Annotated in this window: 19 protein-coding genes; 8 read left to right on the forward strand and 11 right to left on the reverse strand. The window is 60.0% G+C overall.

From position 1 onward, the window contains the following. Nucleotides 1–7: 7 nt before the first annotated feature. On the forward strand, nucleotides 8–733 hold the full coding sequence (locus FNT36_RS01875; RefSeq protein WP_144843523.1) for a hypothetical protein: 726 nt from the start codon (nucleotides 8–10) through the stop codon (nucleotides 731–733). Beyond that, nucleotides 733–1386, forward strand: a complete 654-nt coding sequence (gene aat / locus FNT36_RS01880; protein WP_144843526.1) for a leucyl/phenylalanyl-tRNA--protein transferase — start codon at nucleotides 733–735, stop codon at nucleotides 1384–1386. The genes FNT36_RS01875 and aat overlap by 1 nt, the downstream gene beginning before the upstream one ends. Before the next feature lie 17 nt (nucleotides 1387–1403). Here the strand turns inward: aat and FNT36_RS01885 are convergent, their stop codons facing one another. Continuing rightward, on the reverse strand, nucleotides 1404–2300 hold the full coding sequence (locus tag FNT36_RS01885) for a DUF4349 domain-containing protein (protein WP_144843529.1): 897 nt from the start codon (nucleotides 2298–2300) through the stop codon (nucleotides 1404–1406). A gap of 123 nt (nucleotides 2301–2423) precedes the next feature. Further along, nucleotides 2424–2777: a 4Fe-4S binding protein gene (locus FNT36_RS01890; protein ID WP_144843532.1), complete on the reverse strand. Its 354-nt coding sequence runs from the start codon at nucleotides 2775–2777 to the stop codon at nucleotides 2424–2426. 131 nt (nucleotides 2778–2908) lie between these two features. On the opposite strand from FNT36_RS01890, the gene FNT36_RS01895 reads away from it, so the two are divergent. Together FNT36_RS01895 and FNT36_RS01900 are read left to right on the forward strand one after the other, a co-directional pair. Next, entirely contained in the window at nucleotides 2909–3925 is a 1017-nt protein-coding gene (locus FNT36_RS01895; RefSeq protein ID WP_317129590.1) for an acyl-CoA reductase, read from the forward strand. Nucleotides 3926–4115: 190 nt separating this feature from the next. Beyond that, nucleotides 4116–4421, forward strand: coding sequence for a hypothetical protein (locus FNT36_RS01900; RefSeq protein ID WP_144843535.1), 306 nt, complete (start codon nucleotides 4116–4118; stop codon nucleotides 4419–4421). An 86-nt stretch (nucleotides 4422–4507) separates the two neighbouring features. Here the strand turns inward: FNT36_RS01900 and FNT36_RS01905 are convergent, their stop codons facing one another. The 7 genes from FNT36_RS01905 to FNT36_RS01935 all read right to left on the reverse strand — a co-directional run bounded on the left by FNT36_RS01905 (nucleotide 4508) and on the right by FNT36_RS01935 (nucleotide 13801). Then, nucleotides 4508–5377 carry a nucleoside phosphorylase gene (locus tag FNT36_RS01905; RefSeq protein ID WP_144843538.1) on the reverse strand — a complete coding sequence of 290 codons (870 nt, stop codon included), beginning with the start codon at nucleotides 5375–5377 and terminating at the stop codon, nucleotides 4508–4510. Between the two features lie 138 nt (nucleotides 5378–5515). Beyond that, on the reverse strand, nucleotides 5516–6460 hold the full coding sequence (gene trhO, locus FNT36_RS01910) for an oxygen-dependent tRNA uridine(34) hydroxylase TrhO (RefSeq protein ID WP_144843541.1): 945 nt from the start codon (nucleotides 6458–6460) through the stop codon (nucleotides 5516–5518). Between the two features lie 103 nt (nucleotides 6461–6563). Continuing rightward, nucleotides 6564–7196 (reverse strand): DapH/DapD/GlmU-related protein, encoded by a 633-nt coding sequence (locus tag FNT36_RS01915; protein WP_144843544.1) that lies wholly within the window; start codon nucleotides 7194–7196, stop codon nucleotides 6564–6566. A 64-nt stretch (nucleotides 7197–7260) separates the two neighbouring features. Next, a complete protein-coding gene (locus tag FNT36_RS01920) occupies nucleotides 7261–8547 on the reverse strand; it encodes a hypothetical protein (RefSeq protein ID WP_144843547.1) in 1287 nt (428 codons plus the stop codon). After that, nucleotides 8544–9860, reverse strand: a complete 1317-nt coding sequence (locus tag FNT36_RS01925) for a DUF2851 family protein (protein ID WP_144843550.1) — start codon at nucleotides 9858–9860, stop codon at nucleotides 8544–8546. The genes FNT36_RS01920 and FNT36_RS01925 overlap by 4 nt, the downstream gene beginning before the upstream one ends. Before the next feature lie 129 nt (nucleotides 9861–9989). Then, a complete protein-coding gene (locus tag FNT36_RS01930) occupies nucleotides 9990–10634 on the reverse strand; it encodes a LolA family protein (RefSeq protein ID WP_144843553.1) in 645 nt (214 codons plus the stop codon). A gap of 185 nt (nucleotides 10635–10819) precedes the next feature. Further along, a complete protein-coding gene (locus FNT36_RS01935; protein WP_233635604.1) occupies nucleotides 10820–13801 on the reverse strand; it encodes an FtsK/SpoIIIE family DNA translocase in 2982 nt (993 codons plus the stop codon). 152 nt (nucleotides 13802–13953) lie between these two features. Between FNT36_RS01935 and FNT36_RS01940 the strand changes: the two genes are divergently transcribed. Continuing rightward, complete coding sequence (locus FNT36_RS01940) at nucleotides 13954–14418, forward strand: hypothetical protein (protein WP_144843556.1); 465 nt, start codon at nucleotides 13954–13956, stop codon at nucleotides 14416–14418. 63 nt (nucleotides 14419–14481) lie between these two features. Here the strand turns inward: FNT36_RS01940 and FNT36_RS01945 are convergent, their stop codons facing one another. After that, nucleotides 14482–16218: a DUF6044 family protein gene (locus FNT36_RS01945; RefSeq protein WP_144843559.1), complete on the reverse strand. Its 1737-nt coding sequence runs from the start codon at nucleotides 16216–16218 to the stop codon at nucleotides 14482–14484. Nucleotides 16219–16309: 91 nt separating this feature from the next. Continuing rightward, on the reverse strand, nucleotides 16310–17209 hold the full coding sequence (xerD, locus tag FNT36_RS01950) for a site-specific tyrosine recombinase XerD (protein ID WP_144843562.1): 900 nt from the start codon (nucleotides 17207–17209) through the stop codon (nucleotides 16310–16312). 155 nt (nucleotides 17210–17364) lie between these two features. Between xerD and FNT36_RS01955 the strand changes: the two genes are divergently transcribed. The 3 genes from FNT36_RS01955 to FNT36_RS01965 all read left to right on the forward strand — a co-directional run bounded on the left by FNT36_RS01955 (nucleotide 17365) and on the right by FNT36_RS01965 (nucleotide 21860). Further along, a complete protein-coding gene (locus FNT36_RS01955) occupies nucleotides 17365–19935 on the forward strand; it encodes a glycoside hydrolase family 95 protein (RefSeq protein ID WP_144843565.1) in 2571 nt (856 codons plus the stop codon). Nucleotides 19936–20131: 196 nt separating this feature from the next. After that, entirely contained in the window at nucleotides 20132–20614 is a 483-nt protein-coding gene (locus tag FNT36_RS01960) for a type II 3-dehydroquinate dehydratase (protein ID WP_144843568.1), read from the forward strand. Between the two features lie 142 nt (nucleotides 20615–20756). Further along, nucleotides 20757–21860: an aminotransferase class V-fold PLP-dependent enzyme gene (locus FNT36_RS01965; RefSeq protein WP_144843571.1), complete on the forward strand. Its 1104-nt coding sequence runs from the start codon at nucleotides 20757–20759 to the stop codon at nucleotides 21858–21860. Nucleotides 21861–21964: the final 104 nt, after the last annotated feature.

The raw sequence follows: 21964 nt of genomic DNA on the forward strand, positions 1-21964 counted from the left end.
ACTAGGATTGGCGGCTACTAGCTGGCAAAAGTACGGCGGGCTGGGTTGGTGGTATAAAGAGGTTTTTCAAGCGCTTACTTTTGTCAGCAGCTTGTCCTTTCATAAAATGACTAATCGCGAACTCCGCAACTCACTACTAGACCTCTTGGCGCTAGAATTAAAGCCTGCTGGCTTTGTGCTCAATAAGGCTCAAGCGGAGTTCACAAACAGACTAAAAGATGGCTGGGAGAAGTTTCAACTCATCTTTCTCACGCGTAGTGAAGGATGGGAGATAAATTCAGGAGTGTTGCTACGCAGGAATTTAGTGGAAGAGATTTACCACAAAGCATCCTATTTTGAAGCTAAGTATCACAAAACAACTCCTACTATTGGTATTGCCTTGGAAAACTTCTATAATGATGGAAATAGCTACCGACTCACCTTGGCTAGTGAAACAGATATTCTTCCCTCCTTTCATAGGCTGCTTTACTTATTTAACAACGTAGCAATTCCATTTTTTGGAAAGTACAGCAGCTTAGAAGAGCTTGATAAAGAAGTAAATATTGAAATTAGAAAAAGTATTTTTTCCGGACCTAAGTACGAGGGCAACCTGGGAATCATCCTTGCCAAACTTGTCGATAATCCACACTATTCTAAACTCGAAGAAAAATATCGCAACTATTACAAAAAGCTTTCTAATGGCTTTTATTTGCCAGAATACGAGGGGGTTATCGAAGTACTAAAAAACGTCTAATGCCCCTCACCTTCCCCCCACCTACCGCCGCCCGCGACGACCTCGACGGCCTATTGCTCCTAGGTGGCCAGCCTACCGTCGAAAACCTGCTAGCGGCATACGCGCAGGGCATTTTTCCGTGGCCGGTGCCGGGGTGGCCGCTGGCCTGGTTCTGCCCACCTAGGCGGGGCATTTTGCGCCTGAGTAAGCTGCACGTGGGGCGCAGCCTAGCGCGGGCGCAGCGACAGTCGCCATGGCGCATCAGCTTCGACCAGGCCTTTGGGCAGGTGATGCGGGCGTGCCAGGCGCAGCCCCGCCCCGGCCAGGACGGCACCTGGATAACGCCACAGCTAGTGCACGGCTACGAGGCACTGCACGCCGCCGGCCACGCGCACAGCGTGGAAGTTTGGGACGGCCCCGAACTGGTGGGTGGCCTCTACGGCGTGGCCGTGCAGGGCGTGTTTGCGGGCGAAAGCATGTTTCACCACCAGCCTAATGCTTCCAAATTGGCGGTGCTAGCGCTGGCCGAGCACCTGCGGGCGCATGGTGCTAGCTTCTTCGATATTCAGCAGCTGACGCCGCACATGGCAGCGCTGGGCGCGGAAGAAGTGTCGCGCGAGGAATTTCTGTTGCTGCTGGCGGCTGAGCAGGACGACCAGCGAAAACTCTTTTGACAATCGTGCTAGCGTCCTTACTCTTGAGGCAAGTTGTTGGTTATCGCCGTAAGCAGCTTAAGTTTGTCGGCAATGAGCAGCAAAACGAAAATTGTAACCGACAGTCCTAGCGAAGCGAAAACCAGGATTGCGAAGTACTTGATAGTCCACTCCAAAGTTACTTTCAGCCGGTGAATGAAACTAATGCTTTTCTCAGTTGCGCCTTCGTAAAGCGAGAATTTAACCGTGCAGAATTCATTCTCTGCGTCGAAGTTGCCAAGCTCTACGCCTAGCTCCTGCAGCTTCTCTTCTATCTCCAAAATTTTGTCGTTGAGCGACACAAAATCGGCAATTTGCCCGCCCTTCGATTTTAGCTCATTTAGCGATTGCAGCGTTTTCTCAATCGAAACCTTCTTCGCGTTGAGCTGCCGATACTCGTTGGTTTTATCAACTTTGGTAATTTCCGTGGCTTTTACTGAGCCTATTTGCTGAATTTCCTGGTAAAACTTATCGAACATGGCCGGGGGTACGCCTATTAACAAGTGAATTTGCCGGTTGCCCTTCTGCCCTAGGTTTTGCTCATATTGAATGATGGCCTTGTAAGCCAACGTTTTCGCTTTAACTAACTTCTCGTCCTGTCCAAACTCGGAAGTCTTGGATTTTACCGAAGCCGTTTTCTCAAACTTCTGGTTTGAGGCGATGCTAGCCGAAGCTGCCACATCCTTTTTCAAGGCTATTTTCTCGGGGGCAAACTTCTCAGAGGCGTAATTGCGACGCAAGTTTTCGATGCTACTAAAGAAGTCATCGCTGTAGTCATCGCCGCGGCCGGTGCTCGTGCCCACGTAGCCATATAGCAGCCGGAAAGCCAGCAAAACGATAAAAATAGCCCCATACCAGCGGCCTACTTTCCAAAACTTTCCTTTGAGGTTGGTCATCGACGCACTGCGCAGCTAATGAAGCTGCAAGTTGCATTAGCTCATGCTTCTACCCAAAAAACACCTTCGCTTGCCGCACCCGTAGGCTGGCAAACGAAGGTGTAACTAAGCGGCGTGCAAAAACTACGCGGCCGTTTTGTGCAGCCACGCCTGCTTTTGAGTTAGGCGCTCGCGGGTTTCGCGGTGGTCGGGGTCATCTACGCAGCAATCGACGGGGCACACGGCGGCGCACTGCGGCTCTTCGTGAAAGCCTACGCACTCGGTGCATTTGTCAGTCACGATGTAGTAGTATTCGTTCGATACCGGGCGCTGGGGGTCGGTGCCGCCAACTTGCTTGCCATCAGCCGTTTCTACTTCTTTGAGCTTGGTGCCATCGGCCCAGCGCCACTGGGCGCCGCCCTCGTAAATAGCGGTGTTGGGGCATTCCGGTTCGCAGGCACCACAATTGATGCACTCGTCGGTTATCATGATGGCCATTGCCGTCGTCTCCTTATACTAATGAGTAATTTTGCTAGTCAAGCTGCCGGACTGTACGTAAAAACAATAGTCACGGCTGCATTGCGCCCTCAAAGGTAGGTCGCATCCGGGCTTGCCGCCACCCTTTTTCTATGCTGAACCATGCTTCCCGCCTCGCCGCGTTCGCGGCCCTAGGCCAACGCCTCGCTACCCTCACCGACGACGAACTCACCGACCTAGCGGCCCGCGCCCGCAATCGCAACGGGTGGTTTGACCTGCCCAATGTGCGCGCCGCCATCGCGGGCATTGCCCACCTGCTGCAAGAGCCCCAGCTAAGCCAGTGGGCCGGCCGCTACCCCGCCGAGCCTACCGAGCCCCGCCAAGTAGGTGTGGTGATGGCTGGCAATATCCCGCTAGTAGGCTTTCACGACCTGTTGTGCGTGCTCCTTAGTGGCCACACGCTGCTGGCCAAGCCCAGCAAAGAAGACACTGTGCTTATGCTGTGGATTGCCAAGGAGCTGACTGAGATTGAGCCTGCTTTCGCCGAGCATATTCAGTTCGTGGAGCGCCTCAATGCGGCCGATGCCTTCATCGCCACCGGCTCGGATAATACGGCGCGCTACTTCGAGTATTACTTCCGCAACAAGCCGCACCTCATCCGGCGCAACCGCACCAGCCTAGGTATCCTCACAGGACACGAATCGGCCGAAGAGCTCGCCCAACTAGGCTCCGATATCTTTCAATACTATGGCCTAGGCTGTCGCAACGTGAGTAAGCTCTACGTGCCCGAGGGTTATGATTTTGTGCCCCTGCTCAATGCGCTCCAGCCCTACCAGCGCGTGCTCGACCACCACAAGTACCAGAATAATTACGATTACAACAAGAGCATTCTGCTGGTAAATGCGGTGCCGCATTTCGACAACGGCTTCCTGCTACTTACTGAGCGCGAGGCGGTGGTGTCGCCTATTTCGGTGGTGCACTACAGCACCTACACTCAAGAGATTGACCTGCTCGACCAGCTTACCAACGTGGCTGCCCAAACGCAATGCCTTGTGTCGGCCGGTGGGCGCTACCCAGGCTCGTTCCCGTTTGGCCGAGCCCAGACCCCTGGTGTGACCGACTACGCCGATGGCATCGACACGATGGAATTTCTGGCCGCCGAGGTATAACGACAAAAGCAATTATGAATTTTAGATGAAATTTTAGCAAACCTGAAGCGTTACATCCTGCGTATGCTGTTTCAAGGCGCATAGTAACGCAAATACCTACCTAGGACTGTTGGCTTCGGGGCCTTTTTCAGCTCGTCTTCAGGCTTGCGTGATTGCTTTACTACTGTTTCATTTATCTCTTTCTGCTACCATGTTCTACCTTCCCACCGACGACTCAGTTGAAACCATTGACCGCGAACAACTTACAGGATTAGAGTTTGTTCACGACGATGTACTCGCTCAAGACCCCGACCAACAAAAGCGCCGACGCGCCGACGCTGAGCGCGCCGTGCTGCTCACCAACACTAACCACACCAAAACCACGATTTTCTTCCGCACCGCCGATGGCCACACCAAGCGCGTGCGGGCCATGGTGCTCACTGCCCATGCCAACTACTTGACACTGAAAGGCGATATCAACCTGCCGCTGCGTGCGGTGTTAGGCTTAGAAAGCTAATTAGACCGCAGCTGCAAGCGAAAAAGTCGTACGTAACAGAGGCAGATGTCTCCGTTACGTACGACTTTTTCGCTTGCAGCTGCGGTCTATAATAAAGCTAACGTGCGGCTAATGAGACGGTCCACAATGTCGCCCGCGTCTTTGGCAAACTCGCCAGTGGCACGGTTGGCCACGATGGCGTTGAGGCTCAGCACCTCGTGGCCTAGCAACTGCCCTAGGGCGTAATAGCCAGCCGTTTCCATCTCGAAGTTAGAGAGGCGGAAATCCCCCTCCGGACTTTGGTGGCGGAAGCTTTGCAGGCGCTGCATGTAGTCGGGCTGGCGCAAGTCGAGGCGCAGACGGCGGCCCTGTGGGCCATAGAAGCCGGGGCAGGTGACCGTGTTGCCGATAAGTAAGTCGCCGGCCAATTGCTCGCGCAGCAGGTCGGAGCCGCGCACCACGTAGGGCGCAAAAGGCAGGTCCAGCGACTTTTGCAAGTCCTTGGCTACCTGCGTTTCGAGGCCCGTTTCCATGAGCGGGTAAAACTGCATCAGTGAGTCGAGGCCCACGGCGTGCTGGGTGGCCAGCAGCGCACCCACAGGCACGTCGGGCTGGAGGCTACCGCTGGTACCTAGGCGAATGATACGCAGGCTCATCCGCTCCTCGTGCGGCCGCACGGTGCGCGACATAAAGTCGATGTTCACCAGCGCATCTAACTCGTTCATCACGATGTCGATGTTATCGGTGCCCATGCCGGTGCTCAGCACCGTGAGGCGCTTGCCGCGGTAGTAGCCCACGTGCGTCACAAACTCGCGGTGCACGCCCTCAAACTCGATAGAATCAAAATGCCGGCTCACCTGCGCCACCCGCGCCGGGTCGCCCACCGTTAGGATAGTGTCGGAGATATGGTCGGGCAGCAGATTTAGGTGATAAATCGTGCCGTCGGCGTTCAGGATAAGTTCGGATTCAGGAATCATGGGCTAGGTTGTTACTTAACTAGTGTCATGCTGAACGCAGGGAAGCATCTTGCGTGGCGCAGCAATCCTTTTATTCTAGGTTAGTGCACTACGCGAGATGCTTCCTTGTGTTCAGCACGACAAACAACAAAAATTGCGCTACCCCCTATACGACGCCAGGCCCTGGGCCGGTGTGTAGTGGTTGCTGATTTTCGGATACGTGCCCGTGCCATCATAGGGCCGCTTGTCGGGGTGCGCCGCACAGGCCTCCGAGCATGCGCCGGCCAGCAATTCGCCGCAGCTTTCGCAGAGCGGCAGGTGGGCGTTGCAGTGCGGGTTGGCGCAGTTGATGAGGCGGGGCGAGGGCTGCTGGCAGTGGTGGCAGCGCGAAATCACGGTGGGGTTCACCGTATTCACGTCGACCGCTACGCGGCCATCAAACACATAGCACTGGCCGTCGAAATCTTCGCCGCCTACCTCGTGCCCGTACTTGATGATGCCTCCGTGGAGCTGGTACACGTTTTCGAAGCCCTGCTCTAGCAAAAACGCGCTGGCCTTCTCGCACTTTACGCCGCCGGTGCAGTAAGTCAGGATTTTCTTATCCTTGAACTCCTGCAAGCGCTCGACGCGGTCAGGAAAATCGCGGAAATTTTCGATATCCAGCGTTACGGCATTTTTGAAGCGTCCTAGGTTGTACTCGTAGTCCGAACGCACATCGACCACTACTACATCGTCACGGTCTTTCAGCTCCTTAAACTCCTGAGGCGTCAGGTGCTGGCCGGTTTTTTCGTGGGGCCGCACGTGGCGCAGGCTACTGTGCACAATCTCATCTTTCAGCCGCACGTGCAGCTTCTGGAAAGTGTGGGCTTCGACTTCGTCAATCTTGAACTCTAGCGCCGCAAAGCGCGGGTCGGCCTTCACGGCTGCCATGTAGCCCGCGCACGCCTCGCGGGTGCCCGACACGGTGCCATTCAGGCCCTCCGCGGCTACGATAATGCGCCCCCGCAAGTCCAAGTCGAGGCACAGTCGATGGTGCTCGTCGCGGAATTGCTCGGGATTTTCAATGGGCGTATAGCAATAATAAAGAAGGACTTGATAGCTCATAGTGGTTAGTTACTCGTTGTCGGTTACCAGTTTCGCTGTTGTCCGTTATTACAGCCTTATCATTAGGCGCTAACAACGGACAACCAGCAACTGATAACAAAATTTACACCTGTTTCGCCGGGTTGCCGAATACAGTCTGGTTGGCTGGAACATCGGCCACTACAACCGAACCCGCGCCTACACGGGCTTTGTCGCCAACCTTGATACCAGCCACCAGCACCGCACCAGCTCCTACAAATGCTCCAGCGCCTACGCTGGCACCCACACCTATTTGCGCGCCGGTACCCAACTGGGCATAATCACCAATGTTAGCTTGGCCTTCGATTACGGCATTAGCGCCCACCAGAATGCCTTGGCCCAGCTTAGCCGTGGCGGCCACTACTGCATTAGGACCCACGTAGTTGCCGTGGCCTAGCTCGGCGTGGGCCGACACGCTGGCGCGTTGGTGAATGCTGTTGACAGGCACTACCTCGTAGTCGTCGCGCAGCATCTTGGTGAGGCTGCGGCGGCTGGCGGTATCTTCAGTAGCTACAAATACTTCGCATTTCTTACCGAGCAATTTTAGCAGTTCGCCGTCGTCGGTGTTGCCCATCACGGGCACGTCGAGCAGCTCAGTGTTGTGCAGTTTGGGGTCGTCGTCGAGAATGCAATACACGACGACATCGTTGGAGAGAAACGCATCCAGGGCGGCCGTGCCGACGGCCTGCGCGCCGAGAATGATAACGGGGTTTTCCATAAAAAGCAAAGTTACGCGCTATAAGCAGCAGTAAACAGCGCAACCGCCCTAGGGTTGGCCTGGTTCAGTCGGGAAGGCCCAACCGCCGCAGCAGGCGGCGAGCGTAGTCATTTTGCAGCAGCAGCCACAGCAGCCACGGCAAGAACACAGTGCGGTAGCGCAGCAGCGTCCCTAGGTTGGGCGTGCTCAGGCCAGTAAGGCCAGCCAATACCACGCAGTATAGCAGTAGTGCCAGTACCAGTGCGGCCGGCAGCCGGCCAGGCCGGCCGCGCCCCGCAGCAATAATTGCCATGACCAGTAGCCCGACTACTAATAGGTTTTCGAGCCCAACGCCCACGTACCGCAAGGCCGCCGACTCGCCCAGCCAAGGGCGCACCAGGGCTTGGGTCACAGCCAGCGGAAAATGCATCGCCATGCTGCTCACCGTCGGCTGCAAGCCCTGATATACCACGTGAGGGCGTCCCGTAGAAGTGGCTATGCCGTGCACGTAATTTCCCCAAAGCTGGCTGGTCACAAATGCCTGTGACACCGGCTCGCCGCCTACTGCCACTATCAGTGCCCCAGCTAGGGCTACACCTCCAAGCAGCCCTAGGCCCTGCCCGCGCCATCCAGCCCGCAGCCAACCGCGCCGCGCGGCCCACTCTACCCCAGCTAGGGCTAGCAAACTGCCCAGCAGCGGCAGGGCGAAGAAATAGCGCAGGCGCACGTGCAGCCACGCCAGGCCCAATAGCAAGAGCCACCAGCCTAAGCGCTTTCGCCCCCAAGCACCTTCACCATACAAACTACTGACTACCAATGATACTAGCAGAGCGCCGCTACCCAGTACCAGCGTTTCTTTAGTGATACCAGACGACCACCACACCACCGAAGGCCACAGCAAGAACGCCACAAGGCTCGCGCCTAACGGCGCTGCCGGCCACAGCTGGCGCAGTGTGCGCACCAGCCACCAGCACGCCACGCCGCAGCCTAGGCTTAGGTAAACGCCATTCAGCCAGAAACTGCCGAGTGTAGCAAGATTTAGCAGCGCCAACAGCTTGCTGATAAATAAGGTATTAGACCACTGATACACACTCCAGGTGTAAGGACCATACCACACCTGACTACCGTGCCATAAGGCAGCCCAACCAGCCGCAGGCTGCGCCCAAAGCCGGGCCGTAAATCCTTGCCCCCAGGCATGCATAAACTGCGCGTCGGAGCTATACTGGAACATACCCGCCACTATGCGCAAGGCTAGCGCCGGCAGCAGCCAGCGCCGCAGCCCCGGCTCGGCCTGGCGGTACTCGCGGCGCAGCCACCACCTTAGGGCCAGGGCCGCCAGCAGATTCAGTAGAATAGCTAGGGCTAGCTTCATCGGTTAATGCGCAGCCGCGTGGAGTCGCCGCCCACCAGCCGCCCGCCGATGGCGCAGTGCAGGCAGCGCCGTGGCTGGCAGTAGCCTTTATGCAAGGCCAGTATGCCCTGCGAGTCGGCGGCCGTGCGGTGCTCAAAGCCTAGGTCCTCGTAGAGGTCAGTGTACTGGTTGTGCTCGGCAGGCAGTTCGCTCAGCAATGTTATGCTGCTTTCGACTAGTTCGTGCTGGCCGACGTGCCGGGCGTAAGCCACACGCAGCGGCACTACTACGTTAATAATCAACAGCTCAATACTGCTTTTACCCAGCCCCGGCACCTTGCCCGGCCGGCCGGGCCGGAAGTGCTGCTGCCAGTACGCGGGGGCCGGCGCACTCGCAAAAAACTCACTGAGCGCCAGCACGCTTTGTGCCGTAAGTAGGGCATCAAACAGCGCGGGGCGGCGGTGCAGCAGCCCCACCAGCTGCCCTAGCCGCACGGCCGGGAAATTGGCAGGCCGCAGGCGCAAGTAATTCCACTCGTGGGCCGCCAGTGCGGTGGGCTCTAGGTTGTACTTGTGGCTTAGAAATTCGTATTCCTGCCGCAGGTCGCGTAGGTAGTCATCAGCCGTGGTTTCGGGGGTTTCGGCCAACATACCAGCTTGCCCAAACAGCAAGGCTTCGAGCTGGCGCTGGTCGTAGCGGTGGCGGCGCACCAGGGAAAGCGGCACGGCCTTAGCGAGGCGGGTCAGGGGCTCGCTGTTTTTTTGGAAGCCGAAAGCCGCCATCAGGGCATGGTAGGCCGTGGCTTCCCAGTCGTGCCCTAGGTGCTCGTGCAGCGCGGCTAGTGTCTCAGCCTTCTGCTCTACGCGCTCTAGCAGTGCTCGCTCGGTCATCATGGTGCGCACTAGCATGGGCACTTGGCCGAGCAGGGGCGCGCAGGGTAGCGCGGCAGCGGGCGGCGCCTGCATGAGGGCCTCGTAGCGACTGAGCAGGTCGGGCGCCAAGCGCGAGGCCAGCGTCAGGGTCGGAATGAGGCTGCCGTTGGTGCGGTGCACGTCGGCGTCGGCGGCGTGCACCACGTGCAGCACTACCTGGTCGTATTTCTTGTCAGTTTGGTGATTATGGCGCTGCCAATCGCTGGCTCGCAAATGGATTTCAACGGAGCCGTTCCACTCCACGTCGCCCAGGCGCAGGCGCGCGTTGAGAAAGTCGGGGCCCGCGTCGGCGTTGCGCTGGCCGGGGCGCAACACCTGAATCTCCTCGCCGCCGGTAGTGCGCAGGTCACCCTTGTCGAAGTATTGGTGCTGCCAGACGTAATGGAGGAAATCTTCTTTCATTAGGACAATAACAACCTAGGGCAATTTGCCCAAAGTAGCGCTCCGTAAAAGTAAAACGCCCCGCTTCGGACTGAAGCAGGGCGAGTTAAAAATCGGCACCTAGGGGCTAGCAAGTGCCCTAGGGTGCACTTACCGCAGGTCTATCACCTTCACGCCGGGGTACTGGGCTTTGTCAAAGGCGAACGTGCTGGCCGTAACGGGCACATTTGGCTTGAAGTTCTTGAGAGTGAATGTAGTGCGCGTACCGTTCTTCTTGAAGGTTTTCACACTGTGGATAGCTTTGTCAGCCGTGCCCACGATAATTTGCACCTTAAACACGTCGTTTTTACGGTCTTCCGGTGAGAGCTCGATGAGGTCGCTGGCTACGCCACCGTCCTTCAGCGACTTCACGTAGGTGTACTTATAGCCTTTCTTGTACATGGTGTACATCTGGGCCGGCGACATATCCTGATTGGTGGGGTCAGCGTCCGAAACGTTTACCTCGTTCTCGTTTTTGAGGTACGTCCAAGTGGTTTTACCGTCGTTTATAACCTCTTGGCCGTTCGCCTTGAGGTGATATTTCTGGCCGCTCACGGTCACGTCGCCGCTTAGGTTTTGCTTCAGCTTAGCGGCTGGGTTTTCCAGGGTTTGGGTAAAGCCCGCTTGAAACGATTTGAGGGCAGTGTATTTGGCACTAACGGCATCGAGGATTTTACCGGCCTTAGGGTCTTGCTGCGCGGCGGCGGGCAGGGCCAGGGTAGCGGCCAGCGCCAGCAGGGAAAATTTCTGAGTCATGGGAAATAGAAAACCGGGCTAGTTGGGGCCGGATGAAACTGCCTTACGCAAAAGCGAGGCCAAAAGTCATTTAACAAGTAACATTTACCATTCAACAAGCTAGTAAGCAGCTCTATAACCAATAAGGTCTACTTCCTTTTCAGAAAGTAGACCTTATCTGCCACTTGCTACTTGGTAGCTAGCAACTACTTGGGCAGCGTGTTCAGCAGCTGCTCTAGCTGGTACTCGTCGGGAATGAGCACATCGCGCTGCTTCGAGCCTTGGAAGGGGCCCACGATGCCGGCGCGTTCCAGCTGGTCGACGATGCGGCCCGAGCGGTTGTAACCCAGCTTGAGCTTGCGCTGAATGAGCGAGGTAGAGCCCTGCTGGTGCAGCACAATGCAGCGGGCCGCTTCCTCAAACATCGAGTCGCGCTCGCTCAAATCGAGGTCGCCAGCATCGCCATCGCTGTCGCCATCGGCACCAGCTACTTCGGGCAGCAGGTAGGCATCGGGGTAGCCCTGCTGCTCGCCGATGTAGTCGCACACGCGGTCTACCTCGGGCGTGTCGATGAAAGCGCACTGCACCCGAATGAGGTCCGAGCCGGCCGAGAACAGCATGTCGCCCTGGCCGATGAGCTGGTCGGCTCCGCCAGTGTCGAGGATAGTGCGTGAGTCGATTTTGCTGGTCACCTTAAAGGAAATCCGGCAGGGGAAGTTGGCCTTGATGATGCCCGTAATCACGTTTACGCTGGGGCGCTGAGTAGCCACGATGAGGTGAATACCAATGGCGCGGGCCAGCTGCGCAAGGCGCGCAATGGGCGTTTCGACCTCTTTGCCGGCCGTCATCATGAGGTCTGCCAGCTCGTCGATTACCAGCACGATAAACGGCAAGAAGCGGTGGCCTTTCTTGGGATTCAGGCGGCGCTCAACGAACTTGAGGTTGTACTCCTTGAGGTTGCGGCAGCCAGCTTCTTTCAGCAGGTCGTAGCGGCGGTCCATCTCCATGCACAGCGAGTTCAGGGTATTCACTACCTTCTTGGTGTCGGTAATGATAGCCTCCTCGGTGTCGGGCAGTTTGGCTAGGAAGTGGCGCTCAATCTTATTAAAGATGCTGAGTTCTACCTTCTTCGGGTCAACCAGCACAAACTTGAGTTGCGCGGGGTGGCGCTTGTAGAGCAGCGAGGCTAGAATTACGTTCAAGCCCACCGACTTACCCTGGCCGGTAGCACCCGCCATCAGCAAGTGAGGCATCTTGGCCAAGTCGGCCACGAACACTTCGTTGGTAATGGTGCGGCCGAAAGCCACTGGCAGGTCCATTTCGGAGCGGGCAAACTTCTCGGAGCCCAGCACCGAGCGGATGCTCACCATCTCTTTTTTGGTGTTTGGCACCTCAATACCGATGGTGCCTTTGCCCGGAATTGGGGCGATGATACGGATACCTAGGGCGGCCAGGCTCAGGGCAATATCATCTTCCAGACTCTTGATTTTGGAGATGCGAATACCGGCCTCGGGTACAATCTCGTAGAGCGTAACCGTGGGCCCGATGGTGGCCTTGATGCTGGCAATGGCGATGCTGTAGTGCCCTAAGGTCTCAACAATGCGGTCCTTATTGGCTTCCAGTTCTTCCTTAGTTACCTGAGCTTTGGCCACGCCATAGTCGTTGAGCAGCTCTAGGGTCGGGAACTGGTAGCGCGAGAGGTCGAGCGTAGGGTCATAGTTGACGTCGGGCATGGCGTCGGCGTCTTCCTGCTCATCGGCCACGGCCGCGATGTCGGCCCCAGCATTGGGGTCAAGGTCGTCGCGGCTGGGCACGGTTATTTCCAAGTTGGTACTTGGCACCTGGTGCTTGAGGCTAGGCATGGGCAGCGGCGCGTTGGCATCAGCCAGGTCGGCCAGCGAGAGTGGCGTCGGGATGCTAGGCGCTAGCGGCGCTATTACCTCGGGCTCAGCTTCGGGCAGCTCGAAGGAGAAAGCCGGCCCAGCGGCAGCCGCTGGCGCAACGGCCGGCACGCTAAGAGGTGTGGTAGCCAGCGCAATGGGAGCTCCTACCCCACTTACCAGGGGTAGCTCAGCACTGGGCTCGTCGGCTGGGTCACCAGCTATTTCCAGGCTGGGACCCGCCAATGGCACGGGGGCTTTGAGCGGACTGGGGCGGGGCGCAGGTTCATACTCTGGCTCACGAGTGGGCAGGGGCTCGTCTTCGTCCTCCTCTTCCAGCACTGCTACTTGGCGCGTGGGAGCTGCTGGGGCGGGGCGGGGCGCAGCTTTGGCGGCGGGCGTAGCGGTGGCAGCGGGTGTTGGCGCCAATTCCTCCTCTAGCTCCGCGTCTTCCTCGTCGTCTTTGCCGCCTAGGTTGAGGTCTAGGCTGGTGATGTTGAAGAAGTACACCACGAACGCTAGCAGCCCGAAGGCCAGCAATAGCACCGTGCCCCAGCCGATGAGCGACTGCAACCAGAAAGCCATTTCGTAGCCCGCGCCGCCGCTGAGCCAGTCGAAGCGATGCGCCTCCAGCGGGTCGGTGCCAGGCTGCTCCATCTGCACTACCACGTAGCCCAGCAAGGCGCTGGTCCACAACATCGTAAACAGGCCCAGCGCCAGCACGTAGCTCACCGAGCCTCTGGCCCGCCGAAACACAATTTTGTAGCCTAGGAAGAATACTATCGGAATGAGAGCGTAGGCCGACAGCCCGAAGCCCCGGTAGATGAGCTTCTCGGAGAGCCAAGCCCCGAGCAGGCCCAGCCAGTTGCCCGATTCCTGCCCGGCTTCCTTCACCGGAATGGTACCTAGAGCGGCCACGACGCTTTGGTCGGCGCGCCCGCTGAACAGGAACGAGGTAAACGCGATGGTGAGATACAGCGAGCTTAGCAGCAAGCCGAAGCCCACCATAAGGTGAAAGCGCCGGTCGCGGAGCAGCGCGAGCACGTTGCCTAGGCCAGGGCGTGGGCCCGTGCGGGTAGGCTTGGGGGCCGCGGCAGGGCGGGCAGCCCCACCGCCCGCGGCGCGGGCGCGGGGCGCAGCGGCAGCAGGCCGAGCGGGGCCAGCCGCTGCCGCAGGCGGAGCGCCGGCAGCCGGGCGCGGGGTATTGCCGCGCGGGCGCGCGGCCCCGTTTTCGGGGGGGGCGGCGGGGGCCGGGCGGTTGGAGGCCGCCGGGCCAGTTGTCGGATTTTTGTAGTTGTTCGAAGCCATGCGCGGAGCAAGCGGAAAAGTCAAATCTACGCTATAGGGCGCGGTTTTGAAGCAACCCGTAGCTTAGCTTTGGCGTCAACAGGCGTAATTATCTAACTTTTATCTGCTCTACTGTTTACTATTCATTATCCTTCCGCTCCTGCACTTTTCCAATGCTTACTTATAGTTTTACGCACCCAGATGGCCGCGAATATTGCCGCGCCGAGTACAACGAAACCGACCACTGGCTACAAGCCACTTGGAAGGGCGTAGTGACCACGCCCGACGGCCAGCACGGGGCCGCCGCCATGGTGCAGCAGCTCCATTTGTCGCAAGTGCCCTACCTGCTCAATGACAATAGCCAGGTGCTAGGGCCGTGGTTCGACTCGGTCGATTGGCTCCAGCGCATCTGGGCGCCTCAGACTGAGCGGCTGGGGTTGCGCTACGTGGCGCACGTGCTGCAGCCGCACACCGAAGACGACCTAGGGCTGCTGCTCCAGCACAACCCATTTGCGGGCAAGTTTGAGTTACAATTCTTCTCGACTCTGGCTGATGCCGCCATGTGGCTGCGCGACTGCCAGCGACTCGATGCCCAGCGCGGCTTGCAAGCGCCCCCGCCTCGTGCGACTACGGCGTAGGTGTTTTTAGCACAACACAAACGTTTGATTCGTCTTGGCACCCTAGGGGAGAGCGCTCCTCCCCTAGTGGCTGCTTGTGGCAGGCGGTAGCACTTCGTAGAGGTGTAACCGCCAGAAAGCGCCCGAGTCGTCGAACACGCCCAGCGGACGCAGCCCGCTTTCGGCAGGCCGGGCCAGGCGCACTGCCGACAGCACGTAGCGCCCACCCAGCCGCCGGAAAGCAGCCGCGTCGAAAGCCCAGTGCTGTACGGTACGCACCGGCCGCTTACCCACCAGAAAATCGCGCCCAAGCTCAGCCGAGAATAAGTAGCAGCGATTGCCCCAGGCATCGAAGTACGTAGCCAGCTCGGGGCTTTTGGCGAGCTCGCCAGCAATGAGTGGCCGGAAGGCGTGCTTGTAAGCTAAGGGGTACAGCGTCTGGTACGAGTCGAGGGTATAAAACCCGTTGAACTGCGCCACTGCCGGCGGCAGGCCTAGGCAGGCCACGCGGTAGGCGGGCGGCAACTGGCCCGTGCGGGCTTGAATAAACGCCCGCGCCTGCCCCAGCAGCCCGGGCGCCACGTAGGCGGCATAGCCCGGCGCATCAGGCTTAGGCCTGCCTGCCAGGGAACGCACGTTGTTAGTGAACTCTGGGTTGGCGGCTAGCGCAAAAGGCACTTGCAGCGCCACCAGGGCAAAAGCTAGTCGCCTAGATGGCAGTTGGCGCAGCACGAGCACTAATACCAGTACCCAGGGCAGTGCCAGCAAAAAATAAAACCGCCCCAGCGAAAAGGCGTGTAGCAACGGAAGCCGCCCTTGCAATGCGGCCGACACCTGCGGCAGTAGGCCCGCTAGCAAGCTCAGCCCCGTAATGACTGCCAGCAGCCCTGCCACCTGGCGGCCCAGCCGCCCGCGCTGCGCGCCTCCCAGGCGACCCAGCCCCACAACCACGGCCAATAAAATACCGCCTTTGAAGAATGGGCTGGCATGGTAGTGCCCCAGCCAGAACAGCTGCGTGGCCTCGCGCAGCCCGCGGCCTAGGCCGGGCCGGGCCAAGCGCGCCAAGTCAAACTCTTCGCGGTGCGCTATAAAATCTTTGGCCACCAGCAGGCTGTAGAATAGCTGCCACTCAACCAGCACGTAGCTGGCCAGCAGCAAGGCCAGCCCGGCCAGCCCGGCCAGCCCGCGCCCAGTGGCGGGCCACGCCGCCCGACCGCGCCGCCCTAGGTCGAGCAGCAGGCCCAGCCCCCACCCCACCGCCACAAACGGCCCCACCAACACAAACGACGACCACCACGGCAGCGCCGCGCACACCAACCACGCCCCCCAACGGGCACGCCCGGCGCGCAAGTCTAGCGCGGCCCGCAGCAGCGCCGGCTGGCCCAGCACGCTCAGCCCAAAGATGCTATAGGCTGGCAGCGCCGCCCACAGCAGCGCCACAGCCGCTGCCAGGCCGCGCTGCTCGGGCTGGGCCAAGCCGTAGCGGCGCAGCAGCCAGTACATGCTCAGCAGCCCGACCACACGCACCAGCGCCTCGTGCAGCAGGTAAGCCGCCAGTGGCGCGGTGGGCAGCAGGTGAAAAATAAAAATCGTGACGCTTAGCCCCGAGCGCAGCGCGGCCCGCGGCAGCCCATCCATTATAGGCTGCACCACTGCGCCGGGGCCGTGGGCCAGGGCCAAGTGGAGCTTGGCCAGCAGGTGCGCCCACACTACCTCGGCCTCCAGGTTATCGTGCAGCAGGATGAATGTGCGGGGCCCTAGGGCCACCAGCGGCAGCAGAAAAAGTAGAAGCCCCAGCAGGGCGCGGTAGATAGGCTTCAATTAGTAGTGGTGAGTAGTGATAGTGCGAAGTAGCGGGTGCCTGCCCTTGCGAGCAAAGCAAGCGCAGTAGTAGGTTAACTCGCCTGCCTGGCTAACTACGCGGGTGAAACTCCGTAATCACCTGCCGCAGGTAGTCGCGGTCAAGGTGGGTATAAATTTCAGTGGTAGTGATGGAGACGTGGCCCAGCATTTCCTGCACCGCCCGTAGGTCAGCCCCACCTTCGAGCAGGTGCGTGGCGAAGGAGTGGCGCAAGGTGTGCGGGCTGATAGTTTGCCGCAGGCCGGCCAGCTCAGCCAGCTTCTTGATGGTCGTGAAGACCGTGATGCGCGAAAGCTGCCGCCCGCGGTGGCTCAAAAACACGATGTCTTCGTAGCCTGGCTGCACATTCAAATGCTGGCGCACACCGCCTAGGTAGAAGTGCAGGTGCTTCACGGCCTCACGCCCAATAGGCACCAGCCGCTCCTTGTTGCCCTTGCCCAGCACCCGCATAAAGCCCTGCTCGAAGTAGAGATTCGAAAGCTTTAAATCGCAGAGCTCGCTCACGCGTAGGCCCGATGAGTACAGCACCTCCAGCAGAGCGCGGCTGCGCAGGCCCTCGCTGGTGCTGAGGTCGATGGCCCCGAGCAGCCGTTCAATGTCGGGGTACGATAGGGTGTCGGGCAGGTGGCGGCCGGGCTTCGGCGATTCGAGCGTATCGGTGGGGTCAATTTTGAGTATGTCCTCCATGATGAGAAATTCATAGAAAGCCTTGAGGCCCGAGAGGGTGCGCGCCTGCGAAGTGCTCGACAGCCCTAGGTCGGTGAGAGTAGCTAGAAAATCGCGGAGCAGGCGCGTGGTTACCTGCAAGGGGTTGGCCTTGAGGTTTTCGAACTCCAGCCACTGGTGCAGCTTGCGCACGTCGCGCACGTAGGCTTCGACCGAATTGGGCGAGAGCGACTTTTCCAGGCGCAGGTAGCCGTCGAACTGCTTGATAGCTTGGGGCCAGGTCACTTTGGTACGGGGTGAGTTACTTGCGGCGTGAGAACGAGCCGCGCCGCAAAAGTCGGGCAGATTCGCCTCACCGCCGAGGTAGGCCGGTTCTGCGCGGTCACTGGCACGCCCGGCGCGCTTTCGCTACGCTCATTTTACCCATCCAAACTGCCTTCATGCTGTTTCTTTCAAAAGTGCCACCTAGGGGCCGCGGGCTAGCAGCGCTGCTGGGCCTATTCGCCGTAGTCGCCCAGGCGCAAACGCCACCAGTCCAACCAGCCAATAAGCTTTGGTATGCACAGCCCGCCCAGCAGTGGGTCGAGGCCCTGCCCGTGGGCAATGGGCGCCTTGGGGCAATGACCTTCGGCGGCGCCGAACACGAACTGCTGCAGCTCAACGAGAGCACCCTGTGGAGCGGCGGCCCGGTGAAAACCGGCATCAACCCTGGCTCGGCGGCGGTGCTGCCGCAGGTGCGCCAGGCGCTACTGCAAGACCAAGACTACGGCCGGGCCGACCGCCTAACCCACCAGATGCAGGGCTTCTACTCACAGTCATATCTGCCGCTCGGCGATGTGCACCTGCGCCAGGACCTAGGTGGCCAAACGCCCACTGACTACTACCGTGACCTCGACCTAGCTACCGCCACGGCCACCACGCGCTTCACGGCTGGGGGCGTGCGCTACGAGCGCACGCTTTTTGCCTCGGCCCCGGACAAGGTGCTGGTGCTGCGCTTAACCAGCAGCCAGCCCGGCAAGCTCAACCTAGATATCTCGGCCCGCTCGCTGCTGCGCTACCAGGCCACTACCACCCCGCAGGGCGAGCTGCTGGTGCGCGGCAAGGCCCCGGCCCGCGTGGACCCCAACTATTACAACAAGCCCGGCCGCCAGCCCATTGTGCAGGCCGACACCGCCGGCTGCAACGGCATGCGCTTTGAGTACCGCCTGCGGGCCGCTACTAAGCAAGGCAAAGTGCAAGCCGACACCGCCGGCCTGCATGTGCGCGGCGCCACGGAGGTAGTGCTTTTCATCGCGGCTGCTACTTCCTTTAATGGCTTCGATAAGTGCCCCGATAGCCAGGGCCTGAACGAAGACGCGCTGGCCGCTGCCGCCCTACGCGCTGCCAGTGGCCGCAGCTATGCAACGCTGCTGCGCCGCCACCTCGCCGACTACCAACCCTTGTTCAACCGGGCTACCCTCACGCTGGCCGCACCCTCGGCGGGCACCGGTGGCCCCGCCTTGCCCACTAATGAGCGCCTGCGTGCCTACACGGGCGGCGCTTCCGATGTGGGGCTCGAGGCGCTGTACTTCCAGTTTGGGCGCTATTTGCTGATTTCGTCGTCGCGCCCCGGCGGGCCGCCTGCCAACCTGCAAGGCATCTGGAACAAGGAACTTCGGGCGCCCTGGAGCTCCAACTACACCATCAACATCAACACCCAGATGAACTACTGGCCCGCCGAGGCCACCGGCCTCAGCGAGCTGCACCAGCCGCTGCTCGACTGGCTGCCCGGCCTGGCCCGCACTGGCCGCGCCACGGCCCGCGAGTTTTATGGCACGCGCGGCTGGGTGACGCACCACAACTCCGATATCTGGGCCATGTCGTACCCGGTGGGCAACCGCGGCGACGGCGACCCCGTGTGGGCCAACTGGTACATGGGCGGCAACTGGCTGTGCCGCCACCTCTGGGAGCACTATCTATACACCGGCGACCAAGCGTTTTTGCGCCGGGCATATCCGCTCATGAAATCGGCGGCCCAGTTTTCGCTCGATTGGCTGGTGGATGATGGCAAAGGCCACTTGGTAACGGCCCCTTCGACTACGCCCGAAAACAAGTTTAAGGACGCCAACGGCCGCGAGCAGAGCGTATCGGTAGGCACTACCATGGACTTGTCCATCATCCGCGACCTGTTTGCCAGCGTGCGGCAGGCCTCGGCGACCCTAGGCGTAGATGCGCCGCTGCGCGACAGCCTGCAAGCGGCCACGGCCCGCCTATTGCCACTGCAAGTAGGCAGCCAGGGGCAGCTCTTAGAGTGGTCGCAGGAGTTCACCGAAACTGACCCTAGACACCGCCACGCCTCGCACCTCTACGGCCTGTACCCCGGCTGGGAAATCACGCCCCACACCAGCCCCACTCTGCTGGCCGCCGCCCGCAAGAGCCTGGAAATAAGAGGTGATGAGGGCACTGGCTGGAGCAAGGGCTGGAAAATAAACTGGTGGGCCCGCCTGCTCGATGGCGACCACGCCCACCGCCTGGTGCGCCAGCTGCTCACTTATGTGCCCCCGCAGGGCGGCCGGGCCGGCGGCACCTACCCCAACCTCTTCGATGCCCACCCGCCCTTCCAGATTGACGGCAACTTTGCGGGTACGGCCGGCATGGCCGAAATGCTGCTGCAAAGCCACGACGGCGCCCTGCACCTGCTGCCCGCCCTGCCCAGCGCCTGGCCCAGCGGCACGGCCACTGGCCTGCGCGCGCGCGGCGGCTTCGAGGTAGTGGCACTGCGCTGGGAGCAAGGCCGCCTCGCCGGCCTTACGGTGCGCTCGGCCCTAGGTGGCAACCTGCGGCTGCGGCTACCGGCTGGTCTCAAGCCCGCTGGCGGCCCCTCCCTCACCCCCGCCAGCGGCCGTAATACAAATTCTTTTTACCAGCAAGGCGAGTATTTTGGGGCTCAGGCTAGCGCTGAAGCACCAGCCGCAACAGCCGACTACGACCTAGCCACCAAACCAGGTCAGACGTACACCTGGCGGTGGTAGTAGCTGGTAAGTCTAATTACTTAAACCGCTCATCCGTCAGGTCATGCAGCGCGCAGCGAAGCATCTCGCTTGGCGCAGTAATGCTCTAACGTTTGCTATCGTAAGCACGCGAAATGCTTCGCTGCGCGCTGCATGACCTGACGTTTCTTTTAGCGAGACCTCTAAAAAATGGCTTCGCATTTAATTTTCCAGCCTCGTGAACATTCTCATTCTTAACGGCCCTAACCTCAACCTCCTAGGTCGCCGCGAACCGCACATTTATGGCCATCGCTCGTTCGACGACTATTTGCCCGAGCTGCAAGCTGACTTTCCCGACCTCACGCTCACTTCCTTCCAAAGCAACCACGAAGGCGTGCTGCTCGACCGCCTACACGCTGCCGCGGGCTGGGGCGAAACCGGCGCCGAAAGCGCCAGCCAAGCTGTGGTACTCAATGCGGGTGGTTTCACCCACACCAGCGTAGCCCTCGGTGATGCCGTGGCCGCCGTGGCCGGCGCCGGCCTGCCCGTGATAGAGGTGCACCTAAGCAACCTAGCAGGGCGCGAAGACTTTCGGCACGTCAGCTACATCGGCAAGCACTGCGTGGGCAGCATCGCGGGCTTTGGGCTCGAAAGCTACCGGCTGGCCCTGCACTATTTGCTGCGCCAGCGCCCTAGGCCGGTGGGCTTTGGCCGGCGGTAAGCGGCAGTAGCCCCGACTTTATAGCCCAAGCGCGCGCACCGCAAGCATCCACGTGAGCAAATATCTGCTAGCATAAGATACTCGCTACGCTCGCGCTCGGACTGCAAAGTCGGGGCTACTGCTGAATACCTTTGCCGCTACTATGGCAACTCTCCCGACTTACACCTTCAATCCCGGCCCCGCGGCCGTGTACCCCGAGCTGCGCCAGTACCTGACCGACGCCTTCGAAGAGGGCTGGCTGTCGGCCCCGCACCGGGGCGAGCGCTTCACGGCGCTGGTGCGCCACTGCCTCGACCAGGCCCGCGCCAAGCTCAACATCCCGCAAGACTATACCATCCTGTTCACATCGTCGGCCACCGAGTGCTGGGAAATTCTGGCCCAGAGCCTCACGCCGCGCCGTTCGTTTCACCTTTATAATGGCGCGTTTGGGCAAAAGTGGTTTGACTACGCCCGCGCCCTGCGTCCCGGCTGCACCGGCCTGCGCTTCGACATCAACGACGTGCCCGACCCGGCCACGCTGCCCTTCAACCCCGAGGAAACCGACCTCGTGTGCCTCACCCAGAACGAGACCAGCACCGCCACCCAGCTGCGCGACTCGTTCGTTCTGAATGTCTTCAATCGCCTCGGCCCGGCCTTGTTGGCCATTGATGCCACGTCGTCGCTAGGTGGGGTGCAGCTCAAGTTCATCAAGGCCGACGTGTGGTACGGCTCGGTGCAGAAGTGCCTGGGCCTGCCCGCCGGCCTGGGCCTCATGGTGCTGTCGCCCCGCGCCGTGGCCCGCGCCCGCGAAATCGGCGATAAGGCCCATTACAACAGCATCAACAGCATGGTATCGAACATGCTGAACCACCAGACCACGCACACGCCCAACGTGCTGGGTATCTATCTGCTCAGCCGGGTGTTGCAGGCCCGCGAAGGCATCAAGGTCATTGCGCCGCACTTGCAGGAGCGCGCCCAGAAGCTCTACGATTACTTCGAGCAAGTGCAGCCCCTAGGGCTGCGCCCGCTCATCGAAAACCCCGAAGCGCGCTCTACTACCGTTATCGGCCTGCAAGGCCCGCCCGCCGTTATTGACGAAGTGAAGCGCCGCGCCCGCGACGAGTTTGGCTTGCAGCTCGGCTCGGGCTACGGCGATTGGAAAACTACGAGCCTGCGCATCGCCAACTTCCCAGCCGTGCCCGATGCGGCGTTTGAGGCACTGGTGCAGTTTTTTGAAAAAGTCCGTAGTGAGGAGGTGGTAAAGTAACCACTCCGCCTGCGGGGGACCTCACGAGCCCCCTGTAAGGCAGCCCCTCTCCTTCGGAAGAGAGGAGCCGGACGTTCGCTAGCGTCCCTTATTATCTATTTGCG

The sequence above is a fragment of the Hymenobacter setariae genome (genome assembly GCF_007713685.1).
In the GTDB taxonomy this organism is placed as follows: Bacteria; Bacteroidota; Bacteroidia; order Cytophagales; family Hymenobacteraceae; genus Hymenobacter; species Hymenobacter setariae.